The organism is Ruegeria sp. AJ12, assembly GCF_056536245.1.
The window spans coordinates 408,060-432,455 of the sequence record NZ_JBQFJJ010000001.1 but is presented as its reverse complement, the minus strand read 5'-3'; the positions used below and the strand labels follow the sequence as shown (position 1 = coordinate 432,455).

The following is a 24,396-nucleotide window of genomic DNA, read 5'->3' as shown; positions in this document are numbered from 1 at the left end:
TGCACCCGACCGCGCATTCATGAAAGTTGAGCCATGGAACAGACACCCTTCCCAAGCTGGCCCGATGTCGCCCCCCGTCTGATTGCAGTTGCTGCCGGGCGCGAAGCTGCAGACCTGGTCATTCGCGGCGGGATCTGGGTCAACGTGCACAGTCGGGAATTGCTGCCGGATCATTCCGTGGCCATTGCCGCCGGGCGCATCGCCTTTGTCGGACCGGATGCCACGCATTGCACCGGGCCGGACACCCAGATCATCGAGGCACAGGGGCGCTATATCCTGCCGGGACTGTGCGACGCGCATATGCATATCGAATCCGGCATGCTGACCCCTGCCGAATTTGCGCGGGCCGTTATTCCACACGGCACAACGTCCATGTTCACCGATCCGCATGAAATCGCGAATGTGCTGGGGCTTGAGGGCGTGCGCATGATGCATGACGAAGCCCTGATGCAACCCGTCAACATCTTCACCCAGATGCCGTCCTGCGCGCCATCGGCCCCCGGGCTGGAGACGACGGGCTACGAAATCACACCGGAAGACGTGACCGAGGCCATGTCGTGGCCCGGTATCATCGGGCTGGGCGAAATGATGAACTTTCCCGGCGTTATTCACGGCGACCCCAAGATGCTGGCAGAAATGGCCGCGACACAGAGGGCGGGCAAAACCGTCGGGGGACATTACGCATCCCCTGATTTAGGGCCGGATTTCGCGGCTTATGTAGCTGGCGGCCCTGCAGACGACCACGAAGGCACCTGTGAAGCAGACGCCATTGCGCGGGTGCGTCAGGGCATGCGGTCCATGATGCGTCTGGGTTCGGCCTGGTACGATATCGAGAGCCAGATTACTGCAGTGACGGAAAAAGGCCTGGACCCGCGCAGCTTTATTCTTTGCACGGATGACTGCCACTCGGGCACTCTGGTGAATGACGGGCATATGAACCGCGTGGTCCGCCATGCTATCGCCTGTGGATGCGACCCGCTGATCGCTTTGCAGATGGCCACCATCAACACCACCACGCATTTCGGCCTGGAGCGTGAGATCGGCTCGGTCACGCCCGGGCGGCGGGCAGACATCATCCTCAGTTCGGACCTGACGGACCTGCCGATCGAGATGGTCATTGCCCGGGGGCAGGTGGTCGCCGAAGATGGGGTGATCACCGTGGATTGCCCGCATCTGGACTGGCCGGACAAGGCGCGAAACACCGTGCATCTGGGGCATGCTTTAACCCAGGCCGACTTCGAGATCGCGGCACCGCCCGGGGCAAATCGGGTACAGGCCAACGTGATCGGTGTCGTCGAAAACCAGGCACCGACAAAAGCGCTAAAGGCAGAGCTTCCCATCATTGGCGGGTTGGTTGAGGCCGAGGGTGATGTCTGTCAGATCGCCCTTGTCGAACGACACCGGGCCACCGGTGGCGTGACGAATGCCTTTGTTTCGGGCTTTGGGTACCAGGGCCCAATGGCGATGGCGTCAACCGTTGCCCATGACAGCCACCACATGATCGTTGTTGGCACCGACCGTGAACAGATGGCGCTTGCGGCCAACAGGTTGGCCGAGGTGGGTGGCGGCATCACCATCTTTCGGGATGGCGAGGAACTGGCCCTGGTCGAATTGCCCATCGCCGGTCTGATGTCCGATAGTCCGGCCGCAGACGTTGCCGCCAGGGCCGAAGACATGGTCAGGGCGATGCAGGCCTGCGGCTGTCAGCTCAACAATGCGTATATGCAGCACTCATTGCTGGCGCTTGTCGTTATCCCCGAACTTCGGATATCGGACCTTGGGCTGGTTGATGTGCGCACCTTTGAAAAGATCGAGCTTCTGGAACCACTGGCATGACAACAATAAAGACACCCGACATTCCCGAACCGGAGCAGTTCACCGATCCCGCAGCCGCCGTTGCACGTCTTGAGCAGTTGTATAGTCAGGCCACGGAGTTCCTGTGCAATAGCTTCGCGACAGCGATGGAAAAGGGGGCTCCGGCCGCACGGCACCGGGCCTACTATCCGGAAATTCGCATCAAGACATCGTCTTACGCCCAGGTCGACAGCCGGCTCAGCTTTGGCCACGTGTCGGAACCGGGCATGCATGCCACAACGGTGACACGGCCGGACCTGTTCCGATCCTACCTGACGCAACAGATTGCGCTGCTGATCAAGAACCACGATCAGCCGGTGACCATTGGCGCGTCGGACACGCCAATCCCGGTTCATTTTGCGGTGGCCAACAACCCCGATCTGGTGGTGCCGCATCAGGGTGCGGCAGGGTTCACTTTACGCGACGTATTCGATGTTCCGGATCTGACCACAACCAATGACGACATCGTCAACGGTGTCCATGATCACGAGGATGGCGGCGGACCGTTGTCGCTCTTTACAGCGCAACGCGTCGATTACTCCCTTGCCCGCCTTTCGCACTACACGGCCACCGACCCGAGCCACTTCCAGAACCATGTGCTGTTCACCAACTACCAGTTTTATGTCTCGGAATTCGAAGCCTATGCGCGGGAACAACTGGCAGACCCGGACAGTGGTTACGTCAGTTTCGTCTCGACCGGAAATGTTGAGATCACCGGACCAGAAGACGCGCTGGAGCAGCCGCTGAAACTGCCGCAGATGCCGACCTATCACCTGAAACGGGCGGATGGTTCCGGCATCACGCTGGTCAATATCGGGGTCGGCCCGTCGAATGCCAAAACGGCGACGGATCATATCGCGGTTTTGCGCCCGCATGCCTGGCTGATGGTTGGCCACTGCGCCGGGCTGCGCAACACGCAGGCGCTGGGGGATTTCGTGTTGGCCCATGCCTATCTGCGCGAAGACAAGGTGCTGGACGATGACCTGCCGGTCTGGGTTCCGATCCCGCCGCTGGCCGAGGTTCAGGTGGCGCTGGAACAAGCCGTGGCCGAAGTCACCGAGTTGCAGGGCTATGAGCTCAAGCGGCTCATGCGCACGGGCACCGTTGCATCGGTCGACAACCGCAACTGGGAGTTGCGGGACCAGTCCGGCCCTGTGCAGCGGCTGAGCCAGTCGCGGGCCATTGCGCTGGATATGGAAAGCGCAACCATCGCCGCAAACGGGTACCGCTTCCGCGTGCCGTACGGAACGCTGCTCTGCGTATCGGATAAACCCCTGCATGGCGAATTAAAGCTTCCCGGCATGGCGTCGTCCTTCTATACAACCCAGGTCAGCCGCCATTTGGCGATTGGGATACGAGCGATGGAACACCTGCGCGGCATGCCGTTAGAGCGTTTGCACAGCCGGAAATTGCGGTCTTTCGACGAAACCGCCTTCCTCTGACGTAAAAAAGCAACGAATTCCCCATATTTTTAGGGTTTTCTACGCTACTATTCGTTGTGTTCACCCACAATATCCCGTTAAAGTTACGCGGTGAGGCCCTATTTATCGGGCACGTTAAGGAGACCAAGAAATGGCAAAGCCTATGACAAAGACTCAGCTGGTGGCTGCTCTCGCTGAGGAAATGGGAACCGACAAGAAGTCCGCGAACGCGGCACTGGAGGCCATGACTGGCCTGATCACCCGCGAAGTTTCCGCCGGTGGTGCCGTAACCCTGCCTGGCGTCGGCAAAATTTATTGCCGCGAGCGCCCCGAGCGCATGGTGCGCAACCCGGCCACCGGTGAGCAGTTCAAAAAAGAAGCCGACAAAGTGGTCAAGATGACCATCGCCAAGGCTCTTAAGGACAGCGTGAACGGCTGAACTCAGCAGTCACATGACAAGACCAAGGGTCGCGGTCTCGCGGCCCTATTTTTTTGCCAGGTGCAATTACGATGGGCCCCCCACAGGGCCGGGACTGGATCGCAATGCAGCCGCAAAACCCGCAACGGCCGTGATGGGACTCCGGGACATTGGTGCAATGTTGACGCAGTTCAAACTCACGCTCTGGACAGCCTGTCGGCATGGTTTAACTAAAGTACTTGAACGTAAAACCGCCGCACGGGACACGATGACATCTTTCGCTTCAATTCGAATTTTGACGGCGGCGGTCCTGGCCTTTTTCCCGTTGGCTGTTTCAGCACAACAACCGCAGGGCTGGGGCAGCCAAATCGATGGGCTGGCCGCGTATCAGGGCAGCGCATCCTTGAGCGGCGGCGGCGATTTCACCTCGAGCCGGGCCTTTTTACGCGCAAGTACGCTGTACAACACCGGCAACGGCGCATCCTTTGGATTGTCCGCCAGCGTTGGACGTCTGGATTATGACTTCAGCCAAGCGGCAAACCAGCCGTGGACCGACATTCGTGATGTTCGTGTTTCGGCTCCGATGCAATTTCGTCTGGGTCAAACAGCGCGCATGTTCGTGTCCCCGCAAGTCAGATGGGATTACCAAAGCGGCGCTGATGCGTCTGACGGCCGAACCTACGGGATCTTTGCCGGTGTTGCGTGGGAGGTCAGCGAAAACCTGACCATTGGCCCGGCTTTCGGGGCTTTCTCTCAACTGGAAGACGGGGGAACGGATTTTTTCCCTGCTATTCTGGTGGATTGGGACATCAATGATCGATGGAATCTAAATACCGGTACCGGAATCGGCGCCACCAGGGGCCCTGGGCTGACCCTGAGCTATGCGGTGAGCGATGCGCTCAGCCTGTCGCTGGCGGCTCGGTCAGAGAGGATCCAGTTCCGCCTGGACGATGCCGGGCTCGCACCCAACGGTGTCGGAGAGGACCGCAGCGTTCCCGTTGTTCTGGCACTTGATTACAATCCCAATCCGGCGGTGTCGCTGAACGTGTTTGCCGGCGCCGAGTTTGACGGACGGTTGACCCTGGACGATGCAAACGGAAACGAAATCAGCCGACAAAGCTATGAAACGGCGCCCATTGTGGGGCTGGCCTTCCGTTTTCGCTTTTGAATTGCCGCCCGGTCGGTGATCGGTACACGGGGACTTGGTCAAAACAGGCGCTCTGAACGGCACAAAGTGCGAGGTCTTTTTTGGTGCCGGACGCTTGCGGCCCGCAGGAAAATCGGGAACAGTCCGCGCAACGTTTCGGGGGGTCTCCATGGATCTGCGCGCCATCGCCATGGGGCTGGTATTTGCCCTGATCTGGTCGTCCGCTTTTACATCCGCGCGGATCATCGTGGCCGATGCCTCACCCCTGTTTTCGCTGGCTCTTCGATTTCTGATTTCCGGTCTGTTGGGGGTCGCCATCGCGCGGGCAATGGGTCAGAGCTGGCGTCTGACCCGGTCGCAATGGTACGCAACCATCCTGTTCGGAATCTGCCAGAATGCCCTTTATTTGGGTCTGAATTTCTATGCTATGCAGACGGTTGAGGCCTCGGTCGCGGCCATCATCGCCTCGACGATGCCGCTGCTGGTCGCGCTGGCGGGCTGGTTGCTTTTGGGTGAAAGGTTGCGCCCGGTCGGTGTTGTTGGGTTGGTGGCCGGGTTTGCCGGCGTCGCCCTGATCATGAGCAGTCGGATCGATGCGGGCGTTGATATGTTCGGCGTCGTACTTTGCGGCTTGGGTGCACTGGCGTTGACCTTTGCCACCCTTGCCGTGCGGGGCGCAACGTCCGGCGGCAACTTCATGATGGTGGTTGGATTGCAGATGCTCGTCGGATCAGCCGCGCTGTTTGTCGCCGCGCCCGTCTTTGAGACCATTTACATCCACCCGACCGTGCCCCTGCTGTTGGCCTTTACGTACACCACGCTGTTCCCCGGCCTATTGGCGACGCTGATCTGGTTCCTGCTGCTCGACCGGATTGGCGCGGTTCGGGCAGCCACGTTTCACTTCCTGAACCCTGTTTTCGGCGTCACAATCGCCGCAATCCTGTTGGGCGAAAAGCTGGGGCCACTGGATGCCCTGGGCGTGGGCATCACCACGCTGGGTATTCTGGCCGTGCAACTGTCAAGACAACCCGCTCAGGGCAGCAGGGCGTCGACCTGACCAAGCAGTTTTTGCGAATCCGGTTTGACGTTCGAACCAAAGGTCGCCACCACGGCCCCATCCGGCCCAACCAGAATCTTGTTGAAGTTCCATCCGGGCACAAACCCGGTCTGTGCTTTGACAGCCTTGTAAAACGGATGCGCATCTGCGCCCCTGACCGGCGTGATGTCAGTCATCGGCAGGGTAAGGCCATAGTTCATCTCGCAGAATTGCCTGACCTCTTCAGCCGAACCCAGTTCCTGATTGAACGAATCCGACGGAACGGCCAGCACCACAAGCCCGCGCTCTGAATAGGCCTCGTGCACCTTTTGCAAGGCCTCATACTGACCGGTAAACCCGCATTGCGACGCGGTGTTGACCACCAGAACCGGCTGTCCACGCCAGTCTTCGATCGACAATGTGCCGCCATCAATGGATGGAAACTCGCCGGTCAGCGGGGCCGCCTGAACCACGCGCCCCACGAGAACTAGGGCAATCAAAACAAACAGTCGAAACATCCCTTCACCTCCCTTTATGGTCAATACGCGCTCGCCGAGTTGGCAGATCACCCGCACGTCTTTGCGAGGCCCGTGAAATATGGCTTTGATTTCGGCGCCTCTACACCCAAGTTATGGCGCAAGCAGAAAAGAACAACAGAAAGTGCCATGACCCGCTATACCAAAGACCCCGAGGCCATTGCCGCCTTGTCACCCGAAGAGTTCCACGTCACCCAACGCAGTGGCACGGAACGCCCGGGAACCGGCAAGCTTCTGAACAACAAAGAGCCCGGCATCTATGTCGACATCGTGTCGGGCGAGCCACTGTTTGCGTCGACGCATAAATACGAGTCCGGCTGCGGATGGCCCAGTTTCACCAAGCCCATCATTCACGAACATGTCGAAGAGTTCAGTGATACGACCCTGGGCATGATCCGCACCGAAGTGCGCTCGAAACACGGCGACAGCCATCTGGGGCACGTGTTCCCGGACGGTCCGCGCGAACAGGGCGGGCTGCGCTATTGCATCAACTCTGCCGCGCTTCGGTTCATTCATCGCGACGAGATGGAGGCCGAGGGTTACGGCGAATACCTGATCCATGTGGAGGACATCTGATGACCGAACAACGCGCTGTACTGGCCGGAGGCTGTTTCTGGGGCATGCAGGATCTGATCCGCAAATTGCCCGGCGTTCATCGCACCCGCGTCGGCTATACCGGCGGTGACGTGCCCAACGCGACGTATCGCAACCACGGAACCCATGCCGAGGGGATCGAGATCTGGTTTGATCCGGCGCGGATCACCTATCGCGATCTGCTGGAGTTTTTCTTCCAGATACACGACCCGACAACCGTGAACCGGCAGGGCAATGACATCGGGATGAGCTATCGTTCGGCCATCTACTATGTCGATGACGCCCAGAAACAGGTGGCACAGGACACAATCGCCGATGTGGACGCCAGCGGTCTGTGGCCGGGCAAGGTCGTTACCGAGGTTGAGCCGGTCGGATCCTTCTGGGAAGCCGAACCCGAGCATCAGGATTATCTGCAGCGCATCCCGCACGGCTATACCTGTCATTTCCCGCGGCAGGACTGGGTTCTTCCCAAGCGCGCCAGCGCTGCCGAGTAACGCACCGCCTGCCCCGGCCCCTCTGATGTCTGCGCAGGGGGGCTAGCCCACGGCAACCCGAGGCCGACCGCTGGCCTCAACGGTGATCATGGCCTCGACGAACACATCCTTCGCCTCGACCCGCGCGGTCCTGATGTCACGATCCACGACAACACGAATATCGTCGGCACCGGCCTGGCGCACGGCACCTTCGGCCTCTGTGCGCAACACGGACTCCAGCAGCGCGAGCGCCTCGTCAGATGCGCCAAAGTCCTGCGGTCCGTCTTCCAGATGCACGCGGTAGCGCCCCTCGGCCGGGGATGTCACGGTTCCACTCCGCCGCAAAGTCAGGCGCCCGACAACCGCGCCGATTGCGTTGGCGACACCTGCATGTTCGGGCAGGATCATGCGACACCGCAATCGATCCCCAACAGCCGGATAGTAGCTGGGTGCCGAGGCCCCAAGGCCTACAACGTCCACATTCAATGCGGCATCCAGCGCCAGCAACCCGCGATGCTGCCCCAGGCCGCGCTGCGTCAGCACATGCCGGGCCAGATCCTGTGGGGGAAGTCCGAAATCGTCGGCTTCTTCGGCAAAAGCAGTCTCTAACAGGGTCAAACTGGTTTGTTCTGTCAGCTGATTCACGATCATCTGCGCCAGATGCTGCGGCGAACGTGCCAACATATCCCCGGACCCGACCCGCTTGCGCGCGACCAACTCCAGAGCCTTGCGCGCCGCGTCCACATCCCAGGCATCGACCCGACCCAGCACATGGCTGGCATCCGAGGGTGTCACCCCCGAGACCTGAACGATCCCCCGATCCACCAGCCGGGTCAGCGCGCCATTCTCCATTCGGGTTTGCAACAGGACACTCAGCGGTAAGACCAGATCGCCCAACCGGTCCAACAACGCCTCTTCGCGCGGGCCAATGCCGTCCATCCGTATCCCCGGAACACGCCGCGCAAAGCGTGTGTCATGCTCGCCGGCGGTTGTCGCACGCAGTTGCTCGTCCAGAACCGCGTGCACCGTCTCCGGCGCCTCAACCGCAATCAGCGAGACCGGCAACACCCGCCGTGGGCCCAGATAAACGCCGCCGCCCAGTCCTTCGGTCACAAGATGAACCTGACTGTCGCCGCCAAGACCGTGGGTTCGCATAGCAACAGCCTCAACCATGGTCCTGAACCCGCCAACCCGCGCCCCTGCCGGATCAATGGCGGGTTTACCGTCCCGGATCAGCGCCACATCGGTTGTTGTGCCTCCGATATCCGACACCAGCGCATTCTCGGCGCCCGTCAGCCAGCGTGCGCCCACGATTGATGCCGCCGGACCGCTGAGGATCGTTTCAATCGGCCGTTCCCGCGCCTGCTCCGCGCTCATCAGCGCACCGTCCCCGCGCACCACCATCATTGGCGCAGTGATCCCCAAGGCCAAAAGCTGATCCTGCGCGCGTCCGATCAGACGATCGATCATCCCGATCAGCCTCGCATTCAGCACCGCCGTGACAGCCCGCTTGGGGCCGTTCAGCTTGGCCGACAGGTGGTGTGAACAGGTAACCGGCGCGCCTGTTATGACCGATATGATCCGCGCCACCTCCAGTTCATGCGCCGGGTTGCGTGTTGCGAACTGTGACGCCACGGCGTAGCCCGAAATGCCTTTATGAGAGGCTAAAAAATCCTCCAGGGCCGGTACATCCAACGCTGCCGCTTCTCCTCCGGCATGGGTATGACCGCCTGCGACGACCAGCGCCGGATCTCCTTTCAGCGCCTCTTTCAGACCATGCTTTTCAAGATCACTTTGCTTGAACCCGACATAGATCAGCGCGACACGGCCGCCCTGTCCCTCGACCAGGGCGTTCGTGGCCAGCGTCGTTGACAGCGATGCCATGGAAATCTGCTCTGGCGCGACCTGCGCGGTGGCCAGAACCGCCGAGATCGCCTTGCCCACACCGATCGCGAGATCGGCGCGGGTGGTCAAGGACTTGGCCGAGGCAATCACCTCTTTCTCATCCCGGATCAGAACCGCGTCGGTGTAAGTGCCGCCTGTATCCACCCCCAAAGCCAGAGCCATCGGGTCCTCCTGATTGTTCGCTGGCCATGGGTGTAGCGGTTTGGATCGTCACGTCCAGTCTGTTTGCGGCACCTGGGGCAACCGTTTCACCGCCCAGCGCGCGGCATCGGCCACCGTTGGATCTGGATCGTCCGCCAGCGCCTGCGCGACAGGCCGCAGGTCCGGCTGAGCGGAGTTTCCAATGGCATACAGGACATTGCGCACAAACCGGTCTCTGCCGATCCGCTTGATGGGCGAGCCGGAAAACTTCTTGCGAAACGCGGCATCATCCAATGCGGCAAGCTCGGACAAGGACGGGGCTTTCAGATCGTCGCGCGCGGCATAGCGGATATCACTGGCCGCCACCGCAAACTTGTTCCACGGGCATGCCGCCAGACAATCGTCACAGCCATAGATCCGGTTGCCCATCTTGGCGCGCAACTCTTCTTCAACCGGTCCCTTATGTTCAATGGTCAGATAAGAAATACACCGCCGGGCATCGAGCTGATAGGGCGCCGGAAACGCATCTGTCGGGCAACTGTCCAGACAGGCCCGGCAGGACCCGCAATGATCAATCTCCGCCGCATCTGCGGGCAGATCCAAAGTGGTGAAAACAGATCCTAAAAAGGCCCAGTTTCCCCATTCTCGGCTGACCAGGTTGGTATGCTTGCCTTGCCAGCCCAGACCTGCCGCGTGGCCCAATGCCTTTTCCGGCACGGGGGCGGTGTCGACAAACACCTTCACTTCGCCCCCCGCCTCGGCAATCAGCCATCGCGCCAGCCGTTTCAGGCGCTTTTTGACCAGATCATGATAGTCCCTGTTCTGGGCATAGACCGAGATCGCCGCCTTGTGCGCGTGATTGAGAATATCGGTGGGATCGTGCTCGGGCGTATAGCTCTCGGCCAGCATAATCACCGATTGCGCCTCGGGCCAGAGTGCCGAGGGATCACCGCGCCAATGGGTACGCTCGGCCATCCACCCCATCTGGCCGTGGTACCCGGCCTCCAAAAACGCCTTCAACCCGGCAGGTACATGCGGAACATCCGTTGGACGACATATCCGACAGGACACGAACCCTTCGTTCAGCGCCTGTGCCACCAGTCTGTCCTTCAAACCCGATCCGCTCTTCATCTGGCCAAAAATACCTTCGGGGGTGAATTGGCCCAAAGGGCCAAGAGGGGGCAGACAGCCCCTTTTGCGAACCTTATCAGAAATCCAGATCGGCGTAATGGGCCGGTGGCCGGAACCCGGGCACCTGATCCGCCAGAATGGATCGGAAGGCCGGGCGGGACTTGATCTTGGCATACCAGTCCTTGACTCCCGGATTGCGGTTCCAGTCGACGTCGGAAATGTAGTCCAGCGAAGACAGGTGCGCCGCGGCGGCAAAATCGGCCAGCGTCATGTTGTCCCCGGCCAGCCAGCGGCGATGATCCAGCAACCACGCCATATAGTCCAGATGGTACTTAATGGCCTTCGCGCCCTGTTTGACGTTTTTGCTATCGGGATATCCCTGACCGGTCACCTTTTTGTTGACGCGCTCGTACAACAGCTTCGAGGTGACCTCGTGGTGGAACTTGTCGTCGAACCACCCGACAAGGCGGCGCACTTCGAACCGAGCCTCGGGCTTTTTGGGCATCAGGGGCGGTTCGGGCCGGGTTTCTTCGATGTACTCACAGATCGCTGCGCTTTCCGACATGATCTGTCCGTCCAGACGCAAAACCGGAACTTTACCAGCCGGATTTCGGCGCAGGAAATCCGGGTCCTGCTCCCAGTACTTTTCCTCGACCAGCTCCACTTCGATCTTCTTTTCCGCCAGAGACAGTCGGACCTTGCGGCAATAGGGGGATAAGGGAACGTGAAACAGACGCGCCATGAACTTCCAATCGAACCAGTAGTTTCTTTCCAGCTTTAGCCTTGGCGGGGCAGGGGTTTCAATCCTCGAAACAATCAGCGCGGCCATCTGCGCGGATGGTGGCCGCTCCTTCAAGGATGGATGCCGCGCGCCTGCGTGTGAAAACGGATGGGTCTGTCACTGATCGTTTGCGCGGTGACGGCAGGATCGCGGCGATCCGCGCGGCCTGAACCGAACTTATCTGTGCGGCGCTGACGTTGAAGTTGCGTTGGGCCGCGGCTTCGACCCCGAACATACCGGTGCCGGTTTCGGCCACGTTCAGATACACCTCGAGAATACGCTGCTTGCTCCAGAAAATCTCAACCACCGGCGTGAGCGACGTTTCCAGTGCCTTACGCACCCAGCTGCGGCCCTGCCAGAGAAACACATTCTTGACGACCTGCTGCGTGATGGTCGAAGCCCCGCGCGCGCCGCCGTCTTCCAGCGCATCGCGTATGGCTTCGACATCGAACCCCCAGTGCAAACAGAAATTCGCGTCTTCGGCCGCAACAACCGACCGGGCCATAACCGGTGAAATCTCTTCGATCGGCACCCAGTCGCGTTCGATCTTGCCCAAACGGCGCCATTCGGACCAGATCGTATGGGTCACAGGTGGGTTCACAACCGAGAAGAGCAGAACCAACCCGACGACGAATGCAATACACGCGAGAAGACCGCGCGTCAGCCAGCGGCGAATGCGCGAGATCGACAGTCTTTTCGCCTTTGATGCCCTGGTTTTCTTTCCACGCGTTTTGCGCGCTGCTTTCTTTGCCATACCCCTGCTATACGACGCATGCCGCGCGTTTGGAACGGCTTAAATCTCGATGACCTGCGCATCGCGCGGACGCACAACCGGGCGGGCGGTTTCAGGCAGTACCGGTCTGCGGCCACGGAGTTCCGGGAATAGCTGCAGGATCTCCATCTGCGTTTCACGCTCGGGCTGCAGCACGGCGTGGCCGGGGTAGTAGCTTTCGCTTTTGGCACCGTTCGACATGATGATTTCATGTTGCGCAAACAGCAGGTGAATATATTCGACGTCGCCACCTTCGACCCGGGTGACGGTGGTCCCGTTAACCAGACAGTGCGCCGCGACCAGCACCTCCGAATAGCCAAATAGATACTGGGCCCGCCAGTCAGCGATCAGCATCCGGTGCTGCGGCGATACAGTCAGCGGCTGATCCAGCCCCAACACCCCCGCTTCAATTCTGACTGGCGCAAATTTACCTTCGGCAGGGACGGTTGTCTTTCCAACCCACAGCAGTGGCTGCGGTCCGTTGTCGACGGTGTTTACCAGATCGCCGGGTTTCAAATCCTCGACGCGACGCAATCCTTCCGGAGTGTCAATCAGCGTACCCGGCGTAAAACAGGGCGGCCCCAGATCGTCATTGTTGATGTCGACTGATCCAAACGAACCACCACTGTCGCTGGTATCGGTGAAGGAGGAACTTACAAACGTTCCGCTCTGCAAAACCTGCCCATCTGTCGGGGTGAACACTTCACGCCCGTCGGCAAGATAGAAGGTGACCCCGGTATATGTGACCTGTGTGACACCATCATCCAGCAGGATCGTCACCTGATCGTTAAAGTAGCTTGCGGTGATATCCGACCCATCGACTGAATCATCATTGAGCCGGTTGATCAGCTCATCGTCATTCTGATCGACAATGTTGAACTTCTCGACCGTCAGAGTCGAACCTACGACCGTTCCATTGGCGCCCGGATTGGCCGGATCCAGCACAAAGAACTGATCAATATATGTCGTCGGCATTCAACTGCTCCTACACACTCACACGCTGGAACGCAGTATGCCTGCTATTCCTGAACAAACTGTGGCCGAAGCTAGGCGTGACTTGTGCAAAAAAGCAAGATTAAGGCCACAATTGTCCAGGCATTAGAAAACCCCGCGTGATTCAAATGACACGCGGGGCCTTTTGCTGTTTTCTGAAACGGGCCTATTCCGCCGGAACCGCAGCCGTTTCGGTGCTGAGCGGATAGCTGAGCTTGTTCAGCATCTCTTTGGGACAGACCTGAAGGAAGTTGGTCTTTTCAACATCCCAGTGCTGCAGAATGTCCACGGCCTTGCGGCTACCGGTTTCGGATGCGTGGCGTTCGATCAGGGATTTCAGCTGCGCCTCCCAATGATCGACCGTAACGGGGCATGTGACCAGTGTCTCCATGTTCATCAGCAGTTCCGCCTTGTCCTCGGGATCGTACAGGTACGCCATTCCGCCTGTCATCCCGGCACCAAAGTTGGCGCCGATCTCGCCCAGGATAACGGCAATCCCGCCTGTCATGTATTCGCACCCGTTTGACCCGCAGCCTTCGATCACAACCTTTGCGCCCGAGTTCCGCACGGCGAACCGCTCACCCGCGCGACCAGCGGCGAACAGGTGCCCGTCGGTCGCCCCGTAGAGCACGGTATTGCCAATGATGGTGTTGTCGTCTGCCTTCAACGGGCTGACCTGCGGCGGGCGCACAACAATCGTGCCGCCCGACAGGCCTTTGCCAACATAGTCGTTGGCGTCGCCTGACACTTCGAGCTTGAGGCCCGGGGCCGCAAACGCGCCCAGCGACTGACCGGCCGAGCCCTGCAGTTTCACGTGCAGATGATCCGACTGGAACGTGTTCCGCATCCCGAAATTCTGCACGATATGGCTGGAGACACGGGTGCCCACAGTCCGGTGCGTGTTTTGGACCGCATAGGACAACTGCATCTTTTCACCGTCTTTCAGGAACCGTGCGGCATCCCGGACGATCTCGGCATCCAGCGTATCCGGCACCGCGTTCCGATCCTTGTCGCGGTTATAGACGATGTCATGGGCACCATCGACGGTGATCAGCAGCGGATTCAAGTCCAGATCATCGAGATGCGCGGACCCGCGGCTGACCTGATCCAACAGATCGGCGCGACCGATAATTTCCTCCACCGAGCGCGCTCCCAGGCTGGCCAGCAACTCGCGCACTTCCTGGGCATAAAAGGTGATCAGGTTGACGACCTTGTCCGCGTTACCGGTGAACTTGGCGCGCAGGCTTTCATCCTGTGTACAGACCCCGACCGGGCAGGTGTTCGACTGGCACTGGCGTACCATGATGCAGCCCATCGCAATCAGCGCAGCGGTGCCGATACCGTATTCCTCGGCCCCCATCATCGCGGCCATGACGATGTCACGACCGGTGCGCAAACCCCCGTCGGTCCGCAGAGTCACGCGGTCCCGCAGGTTGTTCATCGCCAGGACCTGATGCGCCTCGGTCAGACCCATCTCCCACGGCAGACCGGCATATTTAATCGAGGTCGCAGGGGACGCACCTGTGCCACCATTGTGACCCGAAATAAGGATAATATCCGCTTTTGCCTTGGCCACACCGGCGGCAATTGTGCCCACGCCCGACGACGCCACCAGCTTTACCGTCACCTTACAGCGCGGGTTGATCTGCTTGAGGTCATAGATCAGCTGCGCCAGATCCTCGATCGAGTAGATGTCGTGGTGCGGCGGCGGCGAAATCAGCGTCACGCCTTTGGTTGAGTGCCGCAGACGCGCGATCAGGTCGGTGACCTTCATGCCGGGCAGCTGGCCACCCTCACCGGGTTTTGCACCCTGCGCGACCTTGATCTCCAGCTCTTCACACTGGTTCAGGTACTCGGCCGTCACACCGAACCGGCCCGAGGCCACCTGCTTGATCTTGGCCGACGGGTTGTCACCATTGGGCTCGGGCACGAAATGCGCCGGATCTTCGCCACCCTCGCCCGAGTCGGATTTCGCACCGATCCGGTTCATCGCGACGTTCAGCGTCTTATGCGCCTCGGGCGACAAGGCGCCCAACGACATACCGGGCGTCACGAACCGCTTGCGGATCGAGGTGATTGACTCGACCTCTTCAATCGGAACCGGCTTGCCCAGCGGTTTGAAATCCATCAGATCGCGCAGATGGATCGGCGGGTTGGATTGCATCTTGGCCGAATACTGTTTCCACAGCTCGTAGGACGCACGGTTGCAGGCCATCTGCATCATATGCATCGAGGTCGCTTCCCACGCGTGGGTCTCACCCGTCTGTCGCGCTTTGTAGAAGCCGCCAATGGGCAGAACATCCAGACCGCTCTCCCATCCTTTGGCATGGATTTCCTCGGCCTTCGCCTGAATACCGGTGACACCGATGCCCGAAATGCGGCTGGTCATGCCGGGGAAATATTCGGCGACCATCGCGCGGCTGAGACCAACGGCCTCAAAATTCAGGCCGCCGCGGTACGAGGAAATCACCGAAATCCCCATCTTGGCCATGATCTTCAACAGACCTTGATCGATGGCCTCCCGAAAACGCGCGACATTCTCGGTCAGGCTTCCGTCCAGCAGGCCGCGCTCGATGCGGTCTGCCAGTGAATCCTCCGCGAGGTAAGCGTTCACCACGGTCGCGCCGCAGCCGATCAGGACCGCAAAGTAGTGCGGATCGACGCATTCCGCCGAGCGCACGTTCAGCGAGCAGAACGTCCGCAGCCCCTGACGCGTCAGATGCGAGTGCACCGCACTGGTGGCCAGGATCATTGGCATGGCGACGCGATCAGCTCCGGAATTCATATCCGAGAGCACCAGATGCCCGGCTCCGGACCGCACGGCCTCTTCTGCTTCGGCTCTAATACGGGCCAAAGCGGCGCTGAGAGCTCCTCGACCGGGTTCGAATGTGCAATCGATCTCGGCCAGCGGCGCGTTCAGGTGGCCCACCAGCTCGTCCCATTGCGCATTTCCAACAAACGGGCTTTCCAGCACGATGATCTCGGTCTGGCTGCTGTCTTCGTCCAGCACGTTTTTCAGGTTCCCGAACCGCGTCTTCAGCGACATCACCCGGTATTCCCGCAGGCTGTCGATGGGTGGGTTGGTCACCTGGCTGAAATTCTGGCGAAAGAAATGGCTCAGCGGACGATACTGCTTCGACAAAACCGCCGAGGGTGTGTCATCGCCCATTGAGGCCAGCGCCTCTTTGCCATCCTCGGCCATGGGGGCAAGGATCTGTTCCAGCTCTTCTACCGTGTAGCCCGCCGCGATCTGACGTTTGCGCAGTTCTTCGCCGGAAAACTTCGGGGTCTCGGTCACCCCGGCCAGCGCTTCGTCCAGATCGTTGATCTTGCTGACCCAGTCACTGAACGGCAGGGCAGCGGCCAGTTTGTCCTTGATCTGCTTGTCGCGGAACAGCTTGCCCTTCTTCATGTCCACGGCCAGCATCTGACCAGGGCCAAGAGCCCCTTTCTCAGCGACGGTCGCCTCATCAATCGGCACCATGCCTGCCTCGGATCCGGCGATCACCAGCCCGTCACCCGTCACGACATACCGCATTGGGCGCAGCCCGTTCCGGTCAAGACCCGCGCACACCCACCGACCGTCCGTCATCGCCAGCGCGGCCGGACCGTCCCAGGGCTCCATCACCGAGTTGCAATAGGAGTACATGTCCCGCCAGGCTTGCGGCAGCTCGACGGCCTGCTTGGACCAGCTTTCCGGGACCAGCATAGTCTTGGCCATCGGCGCCGAGCGCCCGGCGCGCACCAGGACCTCGAAAACAGAGTCTAATGCTGCAGAATCCGACGATCCGCCTGCAATGATCGGCTTGATGTCTTCGGCGTAGTCGCCAAATGTCGCAGACGCCATGCGGATCTCATGGCTTTTCATCCAATTGATGTTGCCTTTGAGCGTGTTGATCTCGCCGTTATGCGCCAGCATGCGGAAGGGCTGTGCCAGCCACCACTGCGGGAAGGTATTCGTTGAATACCGCTGATGATAGATGGCAAAGGCACTTTCAAACCGCTCATCCATCAGGTCGGGATAGAACACCGCCACCTGCTCGGCCAGCATCATGCCTTTGTAGATAATCGAACGGCAGCTGAGTGAAGCCAGGTAGAGCCCCGAAATACCGGCGGCAGAAGCGGCCTTTTCGATGCGGCGACGAATGACATAGAGTTCGCGTTCGAATGTGTCTTCGTCCACGCCCTTGGAATTCGAGATCAGGATCTGCTCGATTTCTGGTCGGGTCGCGTTGGCCTTGTCGCCCAGGCAGGTAACGTCGACCGGCACGTGACGCCAGCCGTAGATGTAATACCCCATGCGCAGAACTTCGGTCTCGACGATGGTCCGGCACTGTTCCTGCGCGCCGAAATCGGTGCGCGGCAAAAACACCTGACCAACGGCGATCAGTTCGTCCAGATTGGGCTCGTGACCGGTGCGGCGGATCTGGTCATAGAAGAACCGCACCGGAATTTGCACGTGAATGCCCGCGCCGTCCCCGGTTTTGCCATCGGCATCCACCGCGCCGCGGTGCCAGATCGCCTTGAGCGCATCAATCCCGGCATCGACCACCTTGCGGCTTTTCTTCCCGTCGACCGAAACGACCAGACCGACGCCGCAGGACGAATGCTCGTCCTGTTCGGAATACAGCCCGTTCTCAGCCATCCATTTGCGCTTGGTTTCTTCGGCCCGAACCCAGTTGGCATCATATCTTGTCATTGGCTGTCTCCTTCTTCGGGCAGGGCGTACATGGCTTCGACCTCGGCCTTGGTCATTTGCCTGCGGTCTCCGGCAAAGGCATAGCCTTTGGGCTTTTTGTCGATATAAAGTTCCAGTTTCAGCGAATGGCCGGTGTCTTCGAACAGCCCGGCTGCCATCTGCGTCTGGCCGTGCATTTCACCCGGCAACGTGATCCGATACCAAAGCGCAGACCCGCATTCTGAACAGAACGCGCGCTCGGCCCATTCGGACGAGGTAAACGTCTTCACCGGGCCCAGCGCGGCAAAGCCGGGTTCAGCCGGGAATGTGACCAGCATCGAACTGGTCCAGCGGCGGCACTGATCGCAATGACACGCCCCCAGCGAATCCTTCGCCGGAGCGGCTGTCACCGTGACCGCGCCACACATGCACTGACCTTGCAATTCGGGCATTCCTGTCCCTCCTGTCGCTGGCTTGCGGGGTTATTCGGCTGCCACGGCAGCCCTGGTGTTCAGGCGTTCGATGATCGCATCGGCGCAGTCACGCCCGTCGCGGATCGCCCACACGACCAGAGACGCACCGCGCACAATGTCACCGATGGCGTAAACGCCGTCCATCTCGGTCTCACCGGTCTGGAACGCCGCCTTGACGGTACCCCAACGGGTCACGGGCAGATCGGGCTGGCCGAACAAGGTGGGCAGGTCTTCGGGTTCGAATCCCAGCGCCTTGATGACCAGATCGGCGTCTTCGACATAATCCGCGCCCTCGATCACCTCGGGGGCCTGACGGCCCGAGGCGTCCGGCTGTCCCAGCCGCATCTTCTGGACCATCACGCCGGATACCGAGGCATCTCCGGTAAACCCTTTCGGGGCGCTCAGCCACTCAAAGATCACGCCTTCCTCTTCGGCGTTTTGCGTTTCGCGTTGCGAGCCCGGCATATTGGCGCGGTCGCGGCGATACAGGCATTTGACGGATATAGCACCCTGTCGGACTGCCGTTCTCACACAATCCATCGCCGTGTCGCCGCCGCCGATGACGACAACCTTTTTACCATCTGCATTCAGGCGCCCATTGTCGAAATCCTCGACAATGTCGCCAAAGCTTTTCCGGTTAGAGGCGGTCAGGTAGTCGATGGCTTTTTCGATGCCTGCGAGCCCGCTGCCGGGCATTGTCAGATCCCGGGACTGATAGACGCCAGTCGCAATGATCACCGCGTCGTGCCGCGACCGGATATCCTCAAACTTCTCTGCGTCCACATCGCAATTCAGAACAAACTCGACCCCGCCCTCGGTCAACAGGTCATTGCGACGCTGAACAATGTCCTTTTCCAGCTTGAACCCCGGAATTCCGTACATCATCAACCCGCCAGCCCGGTCATAGCGGTCATACACAGTGACTTGGATACCCGCGCGCCGCAGCATATCCGCGGCCGCCAAACCACCCGGACCGCCCCCTATAATACCGACGCTTTCGCTGCGCTCGGCACCGGGTGCCGCAGGCTTGACCCACCCTTTGTCCCAGGCCGTATCGGTGATGTATTTCTCGATGGTTCCGATGGTGACGGTTCCGTGACCCGACTGTTCGATCACGCAATTGCCTTCACACAGGCGGTCCTGTGGGCAAATCCGGCCACAGATCTCCGGAAACGTGTTGGTGGCCTGACTGGTCTCGTACGCCTCTTCCAGACGGCCCGTTGCCGTCAGATGCAACCAGTCGGGGATATTGTTGTGCAAAGGGCAATGCGACTGACAATAGGGAACGCCACACTGGCTGCACCGGCTGGCTTGTTCTTCGGCCTTGGCAGCGGCATATTCAGCATAGATCTCATCAAAGTCTTCCTTGCGGTCATCTGCGGCACGCTTTTCGGGCATGACGCGATCGATCTGCACAAATTTGAGCATCGGTTGCTTGGCCACGGGTCAGACTCCATGAATTGGCTTGGTCGGAATTCTTTAAAGGATGATCTTTCGGATGAAAAGTCACCTATGCTGACCTATTATTGGAAATACGCTCGGATATCAACAAATGAGCGACTTTTTTCTGGAAATTTAGTTCCGATTCGGACCTATCTGGGTGCTTTCCTTTTTTCAGCCGCACTTATACCCATTGAACGCAAACAACGCGTGACGGCAGGACGACGAGCGGATGAGTCTGTTTCACTTGATTCTCGTGGCAGTAATTCAGGGTGTGACCGAATTTCTGCCGATTTCTTCTTCGGGTCATCTGATCCTGCTGCCCAATCTGTCCGGTATGGACGATCAGGGACAGGCGATCGATGTTGCGGTGCATGTCGGCACGCTGGGCGCGGTTGTTCTGTATTTCCGGTCTGATGTGAAGCAGGCGATTGCAGGCATTCCGCGGGCCCTCTCAGGGCGCACCGATACCGCGCAGGCCCGGTTGGCGCTGGGTCTGATCGTAGCAACCGTACCGACCGTGATTGCCGGCCTTTTCCTGCATCTGACCGGGCTGGACGCTGCCATGCGCTCGATTGCCGTGATCGGTTGGACAATGCTGGGATTCGGGTTGCTGCTATACTGGATGGATCAGAAAGGCCCTCAAACAAAGGAGGCCGGGGACTGGGGCCTGCGCGACGCGATCATCATGGGGTTGTGGCAGGTTCTGGCATTGATTCCCGGTACATCCCGTTCCGGCATAACAATCACCGGCGCGCGACATCTGGGTTACACCCGGGAAGACGGAGCCCGGATCGCCATGCTGATGTCCATCCCGACAATTCTGGCCTCGGGGGTTCTGCTGTCAGCGGATGTCATACGCGATGCAAACGCGCAACTCGCCAAAGATGGCGCGATTGCTGCCGTTTTTGCCTTTGTATCCGCCCTGCTGGCGCTGAGCCTGATGATGCGCTTGCTGCACAGCGTCAGCTTCACACCGTACGTGATCTATCGGGTCATCCTTGGGATCGTGCTGTTGGTGATCGCCTACGTCTGATCAGTTTCGCAGATTTTCCGCTGAACTTTGGATCTCATTGTACTGTCCCGACGGGCGGAACTTCCACAGATACTCCGGCAAGATCGCCTCAAGCGCGACAGGCTCGATCCCGAGATCGGCAAAGGTTTTGACGCTCTCGGATACGACGTTGTCGCGGCGCAGATTCTTCAATTGGTCGCGCGTCAGGATGTTGTTCGGGAACAATTGGAAACTGGCAAACTTAAGGATGTCCAAGACACCCGCCATGATCCGCGCCACTATTAACGGCATACCGATGATGATGCGGCGGCGATGAATGACTGCCAGCATCTGCTGCATCAACGCGCGGAACGTTTTCACCTCCGGCCCGCCCAACTCGTAGACGCCGGGATCCGCTTTGCCCAGCACACCGAGCATGGCCGCGTGCGCGACGTCATCGACATAGACAGGCTGGAACCTTGTTTCCGCCGCTGCAATCGGGAGAAACGGCCCCAAACGGGCCATCCCGGCAAAGCGATTGAAAAACTGATCCTCGGTTCCGAAAATCACTGAAGGCCGCAAAATCACGGCTGCGGGCATATGCGCCAACACCCCGGCTTCGCCCTGTGCCTTGGTGCGGGAATACTGGCTGTCGGACTCGGCATCTGCCCCGATCGCAGAGATATGAACCATCCGCGTGACCCCATGTTCTGCCGCCAGCCGCGCAATCCGTTCGGCGCCATCCGCCTGTACCGCATCAAAGCTGTTGCCACCCAGATCGTTCAGAACGCCGACGCAGTTCACCACCGCGTCTGCCCCGCGCATCGCCAGTTCGACCGACGCATCGTCCCGGATATTGCAAAAGACCGGCTCAACCTGACCGACAACCCCATAAGGCTTGACGAACATGGCCTCGTTCGGGCGCCGCACCGCAACCCGTACGCGCCAGCCTTCGCTTGCCATACGCCGGGCGATGTAACGACCGACAAATCCCGATCCACCGTATATCGTGACCAGTTTCGACATGAGGGGCTCCTGCTGAGTAGACGCCCCATAGCAGTAGCGTTCTGGCGACCGGCGAACAAGGCGCTAATTCGACGCGTGAACGTCGATACAGGCCACCGCACCCGCACGGTTCATCGCAGGCTCCCAGCAGGTCAAAAAACTTTCAAAAACCGCCCGAATCCGGTTGACGCCCTTCGCCAGTCGGCTTAAACGCGCCTCCACGACACCTGCCCAGGTGGCGGAATTGGTAGACGCGCTAGCTTCAGGTGCTAGTGTCTGTATGGACGTGGAGGTTCGAGTCCTCTCCTGGGCACCATTTCTTCCGAACATAGATGCTCGTAAACGCTCAATTACATTGAGTTTTTGGCCGAATTGCGGGTACCATTCTGAACATGGTGGAACGTAGTACCCCACCCAATACCCCACAGTTTTGGGGTACCAAACAGGGGTACAGGAACCCGGTCTGGGAGGTGATACCCCACATGGCTCTGTCGGATGTTAAGATCAGGAAAGCAAAGGCTAAAGACAAACCATACAAAATGTATGATTCGCTGGGGCTGTTTGTTCTGGTGAAGCCGAATGGTTCAAAGCTCTGGCGTCAGAAGTACCAGATTGCCGGGAAAGAACGCACGATTGCACATGGTGCGTATCCCAATGTCTCTCTCAAAGATGCGCGTGGGAAGCGTGACAAAATCCGCGATCAATTGGCCGACGGGCATGATCCAGCAGTGCAACGGCGTCTCAACCAGATTGAGAAAGAAACGCAGGCGCGCAACACCTTCTTACTGGTGGCTGAGGAATACCTGCAGATGGCGTACGACCGAGAGCTTGCCGATGCAACGATGCGGAAGAAGATCTGGCACGTACACACGCTGGCAGCGGAGCTTCACCATCGGCCAATCCGGGAAATTACAGCGGCTGAGGTTCTCCACGTTCTAAAGCGGATAGAACAAAGCGGGCGACGGGAAACAGCCAAGAAGCTGAGAGGTACCATTTCTGGAATATTTCGTCATGCTGTCGTTACTCTCCGTACTGACAATGACCCTACCCAGGTCATCAAAGGCTCGTTGCTGCCCGTGAAGGTCACCAACCGAGCCGCCATCACGGATGAAAAGCAGTTCGGACAGTTTTTATGTGACCTCGATGATTACTCCGGTGCAGGGGTGATCAAGGATGCAATCTTGTTTCAAATCCTGACGATGACCCGACCCGGCGAAGTACGAGGAGCCAGGCAGCAAGAATTCGATCTGGAAGAGCGAAAATGGACGATTCCCGCCGAGCGCATGAAGATGCGTCGCGACCACGTTGTGCCGTTGTCTGATCAGGCCTTGGCAATTGTGAAGCACAACTGGATTGATGTAGAGGGCGCGGAATTGCTCTTTCCCTCACTTAACTCGAACCGAAAATGGCTTTCAGAAAACGCCTTCAATTCAGCTCTGCGGCGGATGGGATATTCCAAGGAAGAAGTAACAGCCCATGGATTTCGTTCGACCGCGAGCACGATACTCAATAACCGAGGTTACGACGGCGAAGTAATCGAAGCGGCCTTAGCGCATCAGGACAAAAACGCCATACGGCGCACCTACAACCGAGCTACCTATTGGAAACAACGTCTGGAATTGATGCAGGCTTGGGGCGAAGTTTGTGATGAGGTCAGGGCTTCGTAGTCGACGTCTCCAATCAAGAAGAAGGGATCATTTGTTGAATACTTCTATTTACATTCAACCGAATTTAGAAATTATTGTTCCTCGTTGTTAAAAGCTACTTCTGTATCAACGCTTTAGGCTGTGTTCCCACAACTCCAAGCCTGAAATTTGACTTGAACCAAGGCGATCTTGGGCGGACTTGTGTCTTTCAAGCCGTTCTAGGTTGCTTAGTGGCCTTTTGGTACCTGGGCTGCGCAGTGTGAGTGGAAATGCTTGTCCGAAATCATTTGTCCAAGCCAACGCTTCGCCTAAGATACTTAGGTGCCTCGAAGTAACAATTTCTCTACGTTGTGCAGTATGCGAAAAAACCGTTGTGAACGCGCTAATGAAGTCTTCAATACGCTCACTTGTTTCTCTTTGAAATCTCGAAACTAATAATAATGCGCCCACCGGGACGGAGAATAGGTTGGCGTAGCACTCTAGATGAATGTATTTTATGTCGACCCTACCGGCTTCTATGTTTTTTACCGTCTGACCATTGAAGTAGATGAGAGGCGCGTCCGGCCCCATACGGACCACACCATTAAGCAGATCCGCCATCTCATTGGTTGAGATCCGAAATCCAGTCTTTCTGATTTCCTTAAGAAGTTCGTGTAGTCTACGGGGCGCAGTGGATTTCATTCCCCAATAATACGAAAATAGGCACCCTCGGCAAGATTTACCGAGGATGCCTTGATTGAATCTGGTCAGTTGTTAAACTGTCATTATGGGATCACTAGTCCCAACCCGAGATCGGTGCAGCGTGCACAGATCACCAGTTCGCTGATAAGCAACAGCAATTTTAGGCGCATTCGCCAAAGAGCGACAGAAGCACCTACAGTAAGTTTAGCACGCTGAGCCGAAAAATGGTAACATTTAGTGCAGAAAATGCACTCGGGGGCAATATCTGCACCTGGAG

At 58.8% G+C, this 24,396-nt stretch carries 20 protein-coding genes and 1 tRNA gene; 10 read left to right on the top strand and 11 right to left on the bottom strand.

Features of this window, described 5'->3' with window-relative positions:
• Positions 1 to 33 precede the first annotated feature (33 nt).
• From ade to ACR3E0_RS02115, 5 genes are all read left to right on the top strand, one after another.
• Positions 34 to 1,836, top strand: a complete 1,803-nt coding sequence (ade, locus tag ACR3E0_RS02135) for an adenine deaminase (protein WP_480475732.1) — start codon at positions 34 to 36, stop codon at positions 1,834 to 1,836.
• Complete coding sequence (locus tag ACR3E0_RS02130; protein WP_480475730.1) at positions 1,833 to 3,296, top strand: AMP nucleosidase; 1,464 nt, start codon at positions 1,833 to 1,835, stop codon at positions 3,294 to 3,296. Before ade ends, ACR3E0_RS02130 begins: the two co-directional genes overlap by 4 nt.
• Before the next feature lie 130 nt (positions 3,297 to 3,426).
• Positions 3,427 to 3,714 (top strand): HU family DNA-binding protein, encoded by a 288-nt coding sequence (locus tag ACR3E0_RS02125; protein WP_010442901.1) that lies wholly within the window; start codon positions 3,427 to 3,429, stop codon positions 3,712 to 3,714.
• Positions 3,715 to 3,961: 247 nt separating this feature from the next.
• A complete protein-coding gene (locus ACR3E0_RS02120; RefSeq protein ID WP_480475728.1) occupies positions 3,962 to 4,861 on the top strand; it encodes a hypothetical protein in 900 nt (299 codons plus the stop codon).
• Between the two features lie 148 nt (positions 4,862 to 5,009).
• A complete protein-coding gene (locus tag ACR3E0_RS02115; RefSeq protein WP_480475726.1) occupies positions 5,010 to 5,897 on the top strand; it encodes a DMT family transporter in 888 nt (295 codons plus the stop codon).
• Here the strand turns inward: ACR3E0_RS02115 and ACR3E0_RS02110 are convergent.
• Complete coding sequence (locus ACR3E0_RS02110; RefSeq protein WP_480475725.1) at positions 5,873 to 6,394, bottom strand: glutathione peroxidase; 522 nt, start codon at positions 6,392 to 6,394, stop codon at positions 5,873 to 5,875. The two genes, ACR3E0_RS02115 and ACR3E0_RS02110, sit on opposite strands and share 25 nt — an antisense overlap.
• A gap of 147 nt (positions 6,395 to 6,541) precedes the next feature.
• On the opposite strand from ACR3E0_RS02110, the gene msrB reads away from it, so the two are divergent.
• Together msrB and msrA are read left to right on the top strand one after the other, a co-directional pair.
• Positions 6,542 to 6,988, top strand: coding sequence for a peptide-methionine (R)-S-oxide reductase MsrB (gene msrB / locus ACR3E0_RS02105; protein ID WP_480475723.1), 447 nt, complete (start codon positions 6,542 to 6,544; stop codon positions 6,986 to 6,988).
• Complete coding sequence (gene msrA / locus ACR3E0_RS02100; RefSeq protein ID WP_480475721.1) at positions 6,988 to 7,500, top strand: peptide-methionine (S)-S-oxide reductase MsrA; 513 nt, start codon at positions 6,988 to 6,990, stop codon at positions 7,498 to 7,500. The genes msrB and msrA overlap by 1 nt, the downstream gene beginning before the upstream one ends.
• Positions 7,501 to 7,542: 42 nt before the next feature.
• Here msrA and ACR3E0_RS02095 read toward each other — a convergent pair whose 3' ends face one another.
• From ACR3E0_RS02095 to ACR3E0_RS02060, 8 genes are all read right to left on the bottom strand, one after another.
• Positions 7,543 to 9,546, bottom strand: a complete 2,004-nt coding sequence (locus ACR3E0_RS02095) for a hydantoinase/oxoprolinase family protein (protein ID WP_480475719.1) — start codon at positions 9,544 to 9,546, stop codon at positions 7,543 to 7,545.
• A gap of 48 nt (positions 9,547 to 9,594) precedes the next feature.
• Positions 9,595 to 10,656: a tRNA epoxyqueuosine(34) reductase QueG gene (queG, locus tag ACR3E0_RS02090; RefSeq protein WP_480475717.1), complete on the bottom strand. Its 1,062-nt coding sequence runs from the start codon at positions 10,654 to 10,656 to the stop codon at positions 9,595 to 9,597.
• Positions 10,657 to 10,732: 76 nt separating this feature from the next.
• On the bottom strand, positions 10,733 to 11,398 hold the full coding sequence (gene fzlA / locus ACR3E0_RS02085) for an FtsZ-binding protein FzlA (protein ID WP_480480916.1): 666 nt from the start codon (positions 11,396 to 11,398) through the stop codon (positions 10,733 to 10,735).
• Positions 11,399 to 11,456: 58 nt separating this feature from the next.
• Entirely contained in the window at positions 11,457 to 12,191 is a 735-nt protein-coding gene (gene mtgA, locus ACR3E0_RS02080; RefSeq protein ID WP_480475715.1) for a monofunctional biosynthetic peptidoglycan transglycosylase, read from the bottom strand.
• Positions 12,192 to 12,230: 39 nt separating this feature from the next.
• Entirely contained in the window at positions 12,231 to 13,184 is a 954-nt protein-coding gene (locus ACR3E0_RS02075; protein WP_480475713.1) for a Hint domain-containing protein, read from the bottom strand.
• Positions 13,185 to 13,368: 184 nt separating this feature from the next.
• Positions 13,369 to 17,901 carry a glutamate synthase large subunit gene (gene gltB, locus ACR3E0_RS02070; protein ID WP_480475711.1) on the bottom strand — a complete coding sequence of 1,511 codons (4,533 nt, stop codon included), beginning with the start codon at positions 17,899 to 17,901 and terminating at the stop codon, positions 13,369 to 13,371.
• Positions 17,898 to 18,332, bottom strand: coding sequence for a GFA family protein (locus ACR3E0_RS02065; RefSeq protein WP_480475709.1), 435 nt, complete (start codon positions 18,330 to 18,332; stop codon positions 17,898 to 17,900). The genes gltB and ACR3E0_RS02065 overlap by 4 nt, the downstream gene beginning before the upstream one ends.
• A 30-nt stretch (positions 18,333 to 18,362) precedes the next feature.
• Complete coding sequence (locus ACR3E0_RS02060) at positions 18,363 to 19,796, bottom strand: NAD(P)-dependent oxidoreductase (RefSeq protein WP_480475707.1); 1,434 nt, start codon at positions 19,794 to 19,796, stop codon at positions 18,363 to 18,365.
• A 229-nt stretch (positions 19,797 to 20,025) separates the two neighbouring features.
• Here ACR3E0_RS02060 and ACR3E0_RS02055 point away from each other — a divergent pair, with 229 nt between their 5' ends.
• Positions 20,026 to 20,829, top strand: a complete 804-nt coding sequence (locus tag ACR3E0_RS02055; protein WP_480475705.1) for an undecaprenyl-diphosphate phosphatase — start codon at positions 20,026 to 20,028, stop codon at positions 20,827 to 20,829.
• Here the strand turns inward: ACR3E0_RS02055 and ACR3E0_RS02050 are convergent, their stop codons facing one another.
• Positions 20,830 to 21,813: a complex I NDUFA9 subunit family protein gene (locus ACR3E0_RS02050; protein WP_480475703.1), complete on the bottom strand. Its 984-nt coding sequence runs from the start codon at positions 21,811 to 21,813 to the stop codon at positions 20,830 to 20,832.
• Between the two features lie 208 nt (positions 21,814 to 22,021).
• Between ACR3E0_RS02050 and ACR3E0_RS02045 the strand changes: the two genes are divergently transcribed.
• Positions 22,022 to 22,108: transfer RNA gene (locus ACR3E0_RS02045), tRNA-Leu, on the top strand.
• 166 nt (positions 22,109 to 22,274) lie between these two features.
• The gene (locus ACR3E0_RS02040) at positions 22,275 to 23,459 is read left to right on the top strand and encodes a tyrosine-type recombinase/integrase (protein ID WP_480475701.1); all 1,185 of its coding nucleotides are present in this window, start codon (positions 22,275 to 22,277) and stop codon (positions 23,457 to 23,459) included.
• A gap of 105 nt (positions 23,460 to 23,564) precedes the next feature.
• Here the strand turns inward: ACR3E0_RS02040 and ACR3E0_RS02035 are convergent, their stop codons facing one another.
• Positions 23,565 to 24,119: a hypothetical protein gene (locus tag ACR3E0_RS02035; RefSeq protein WP_480475699.1), complete on the bottom strand. Its 555-nt coding sequence runs from the start codon at positions 24,117 to 24,119 to the stop codon at positions 23,565 to 23,567.
• Between the last annotated feature and the right edge of the window lie 277 nt (positions 24,120 to 24,396).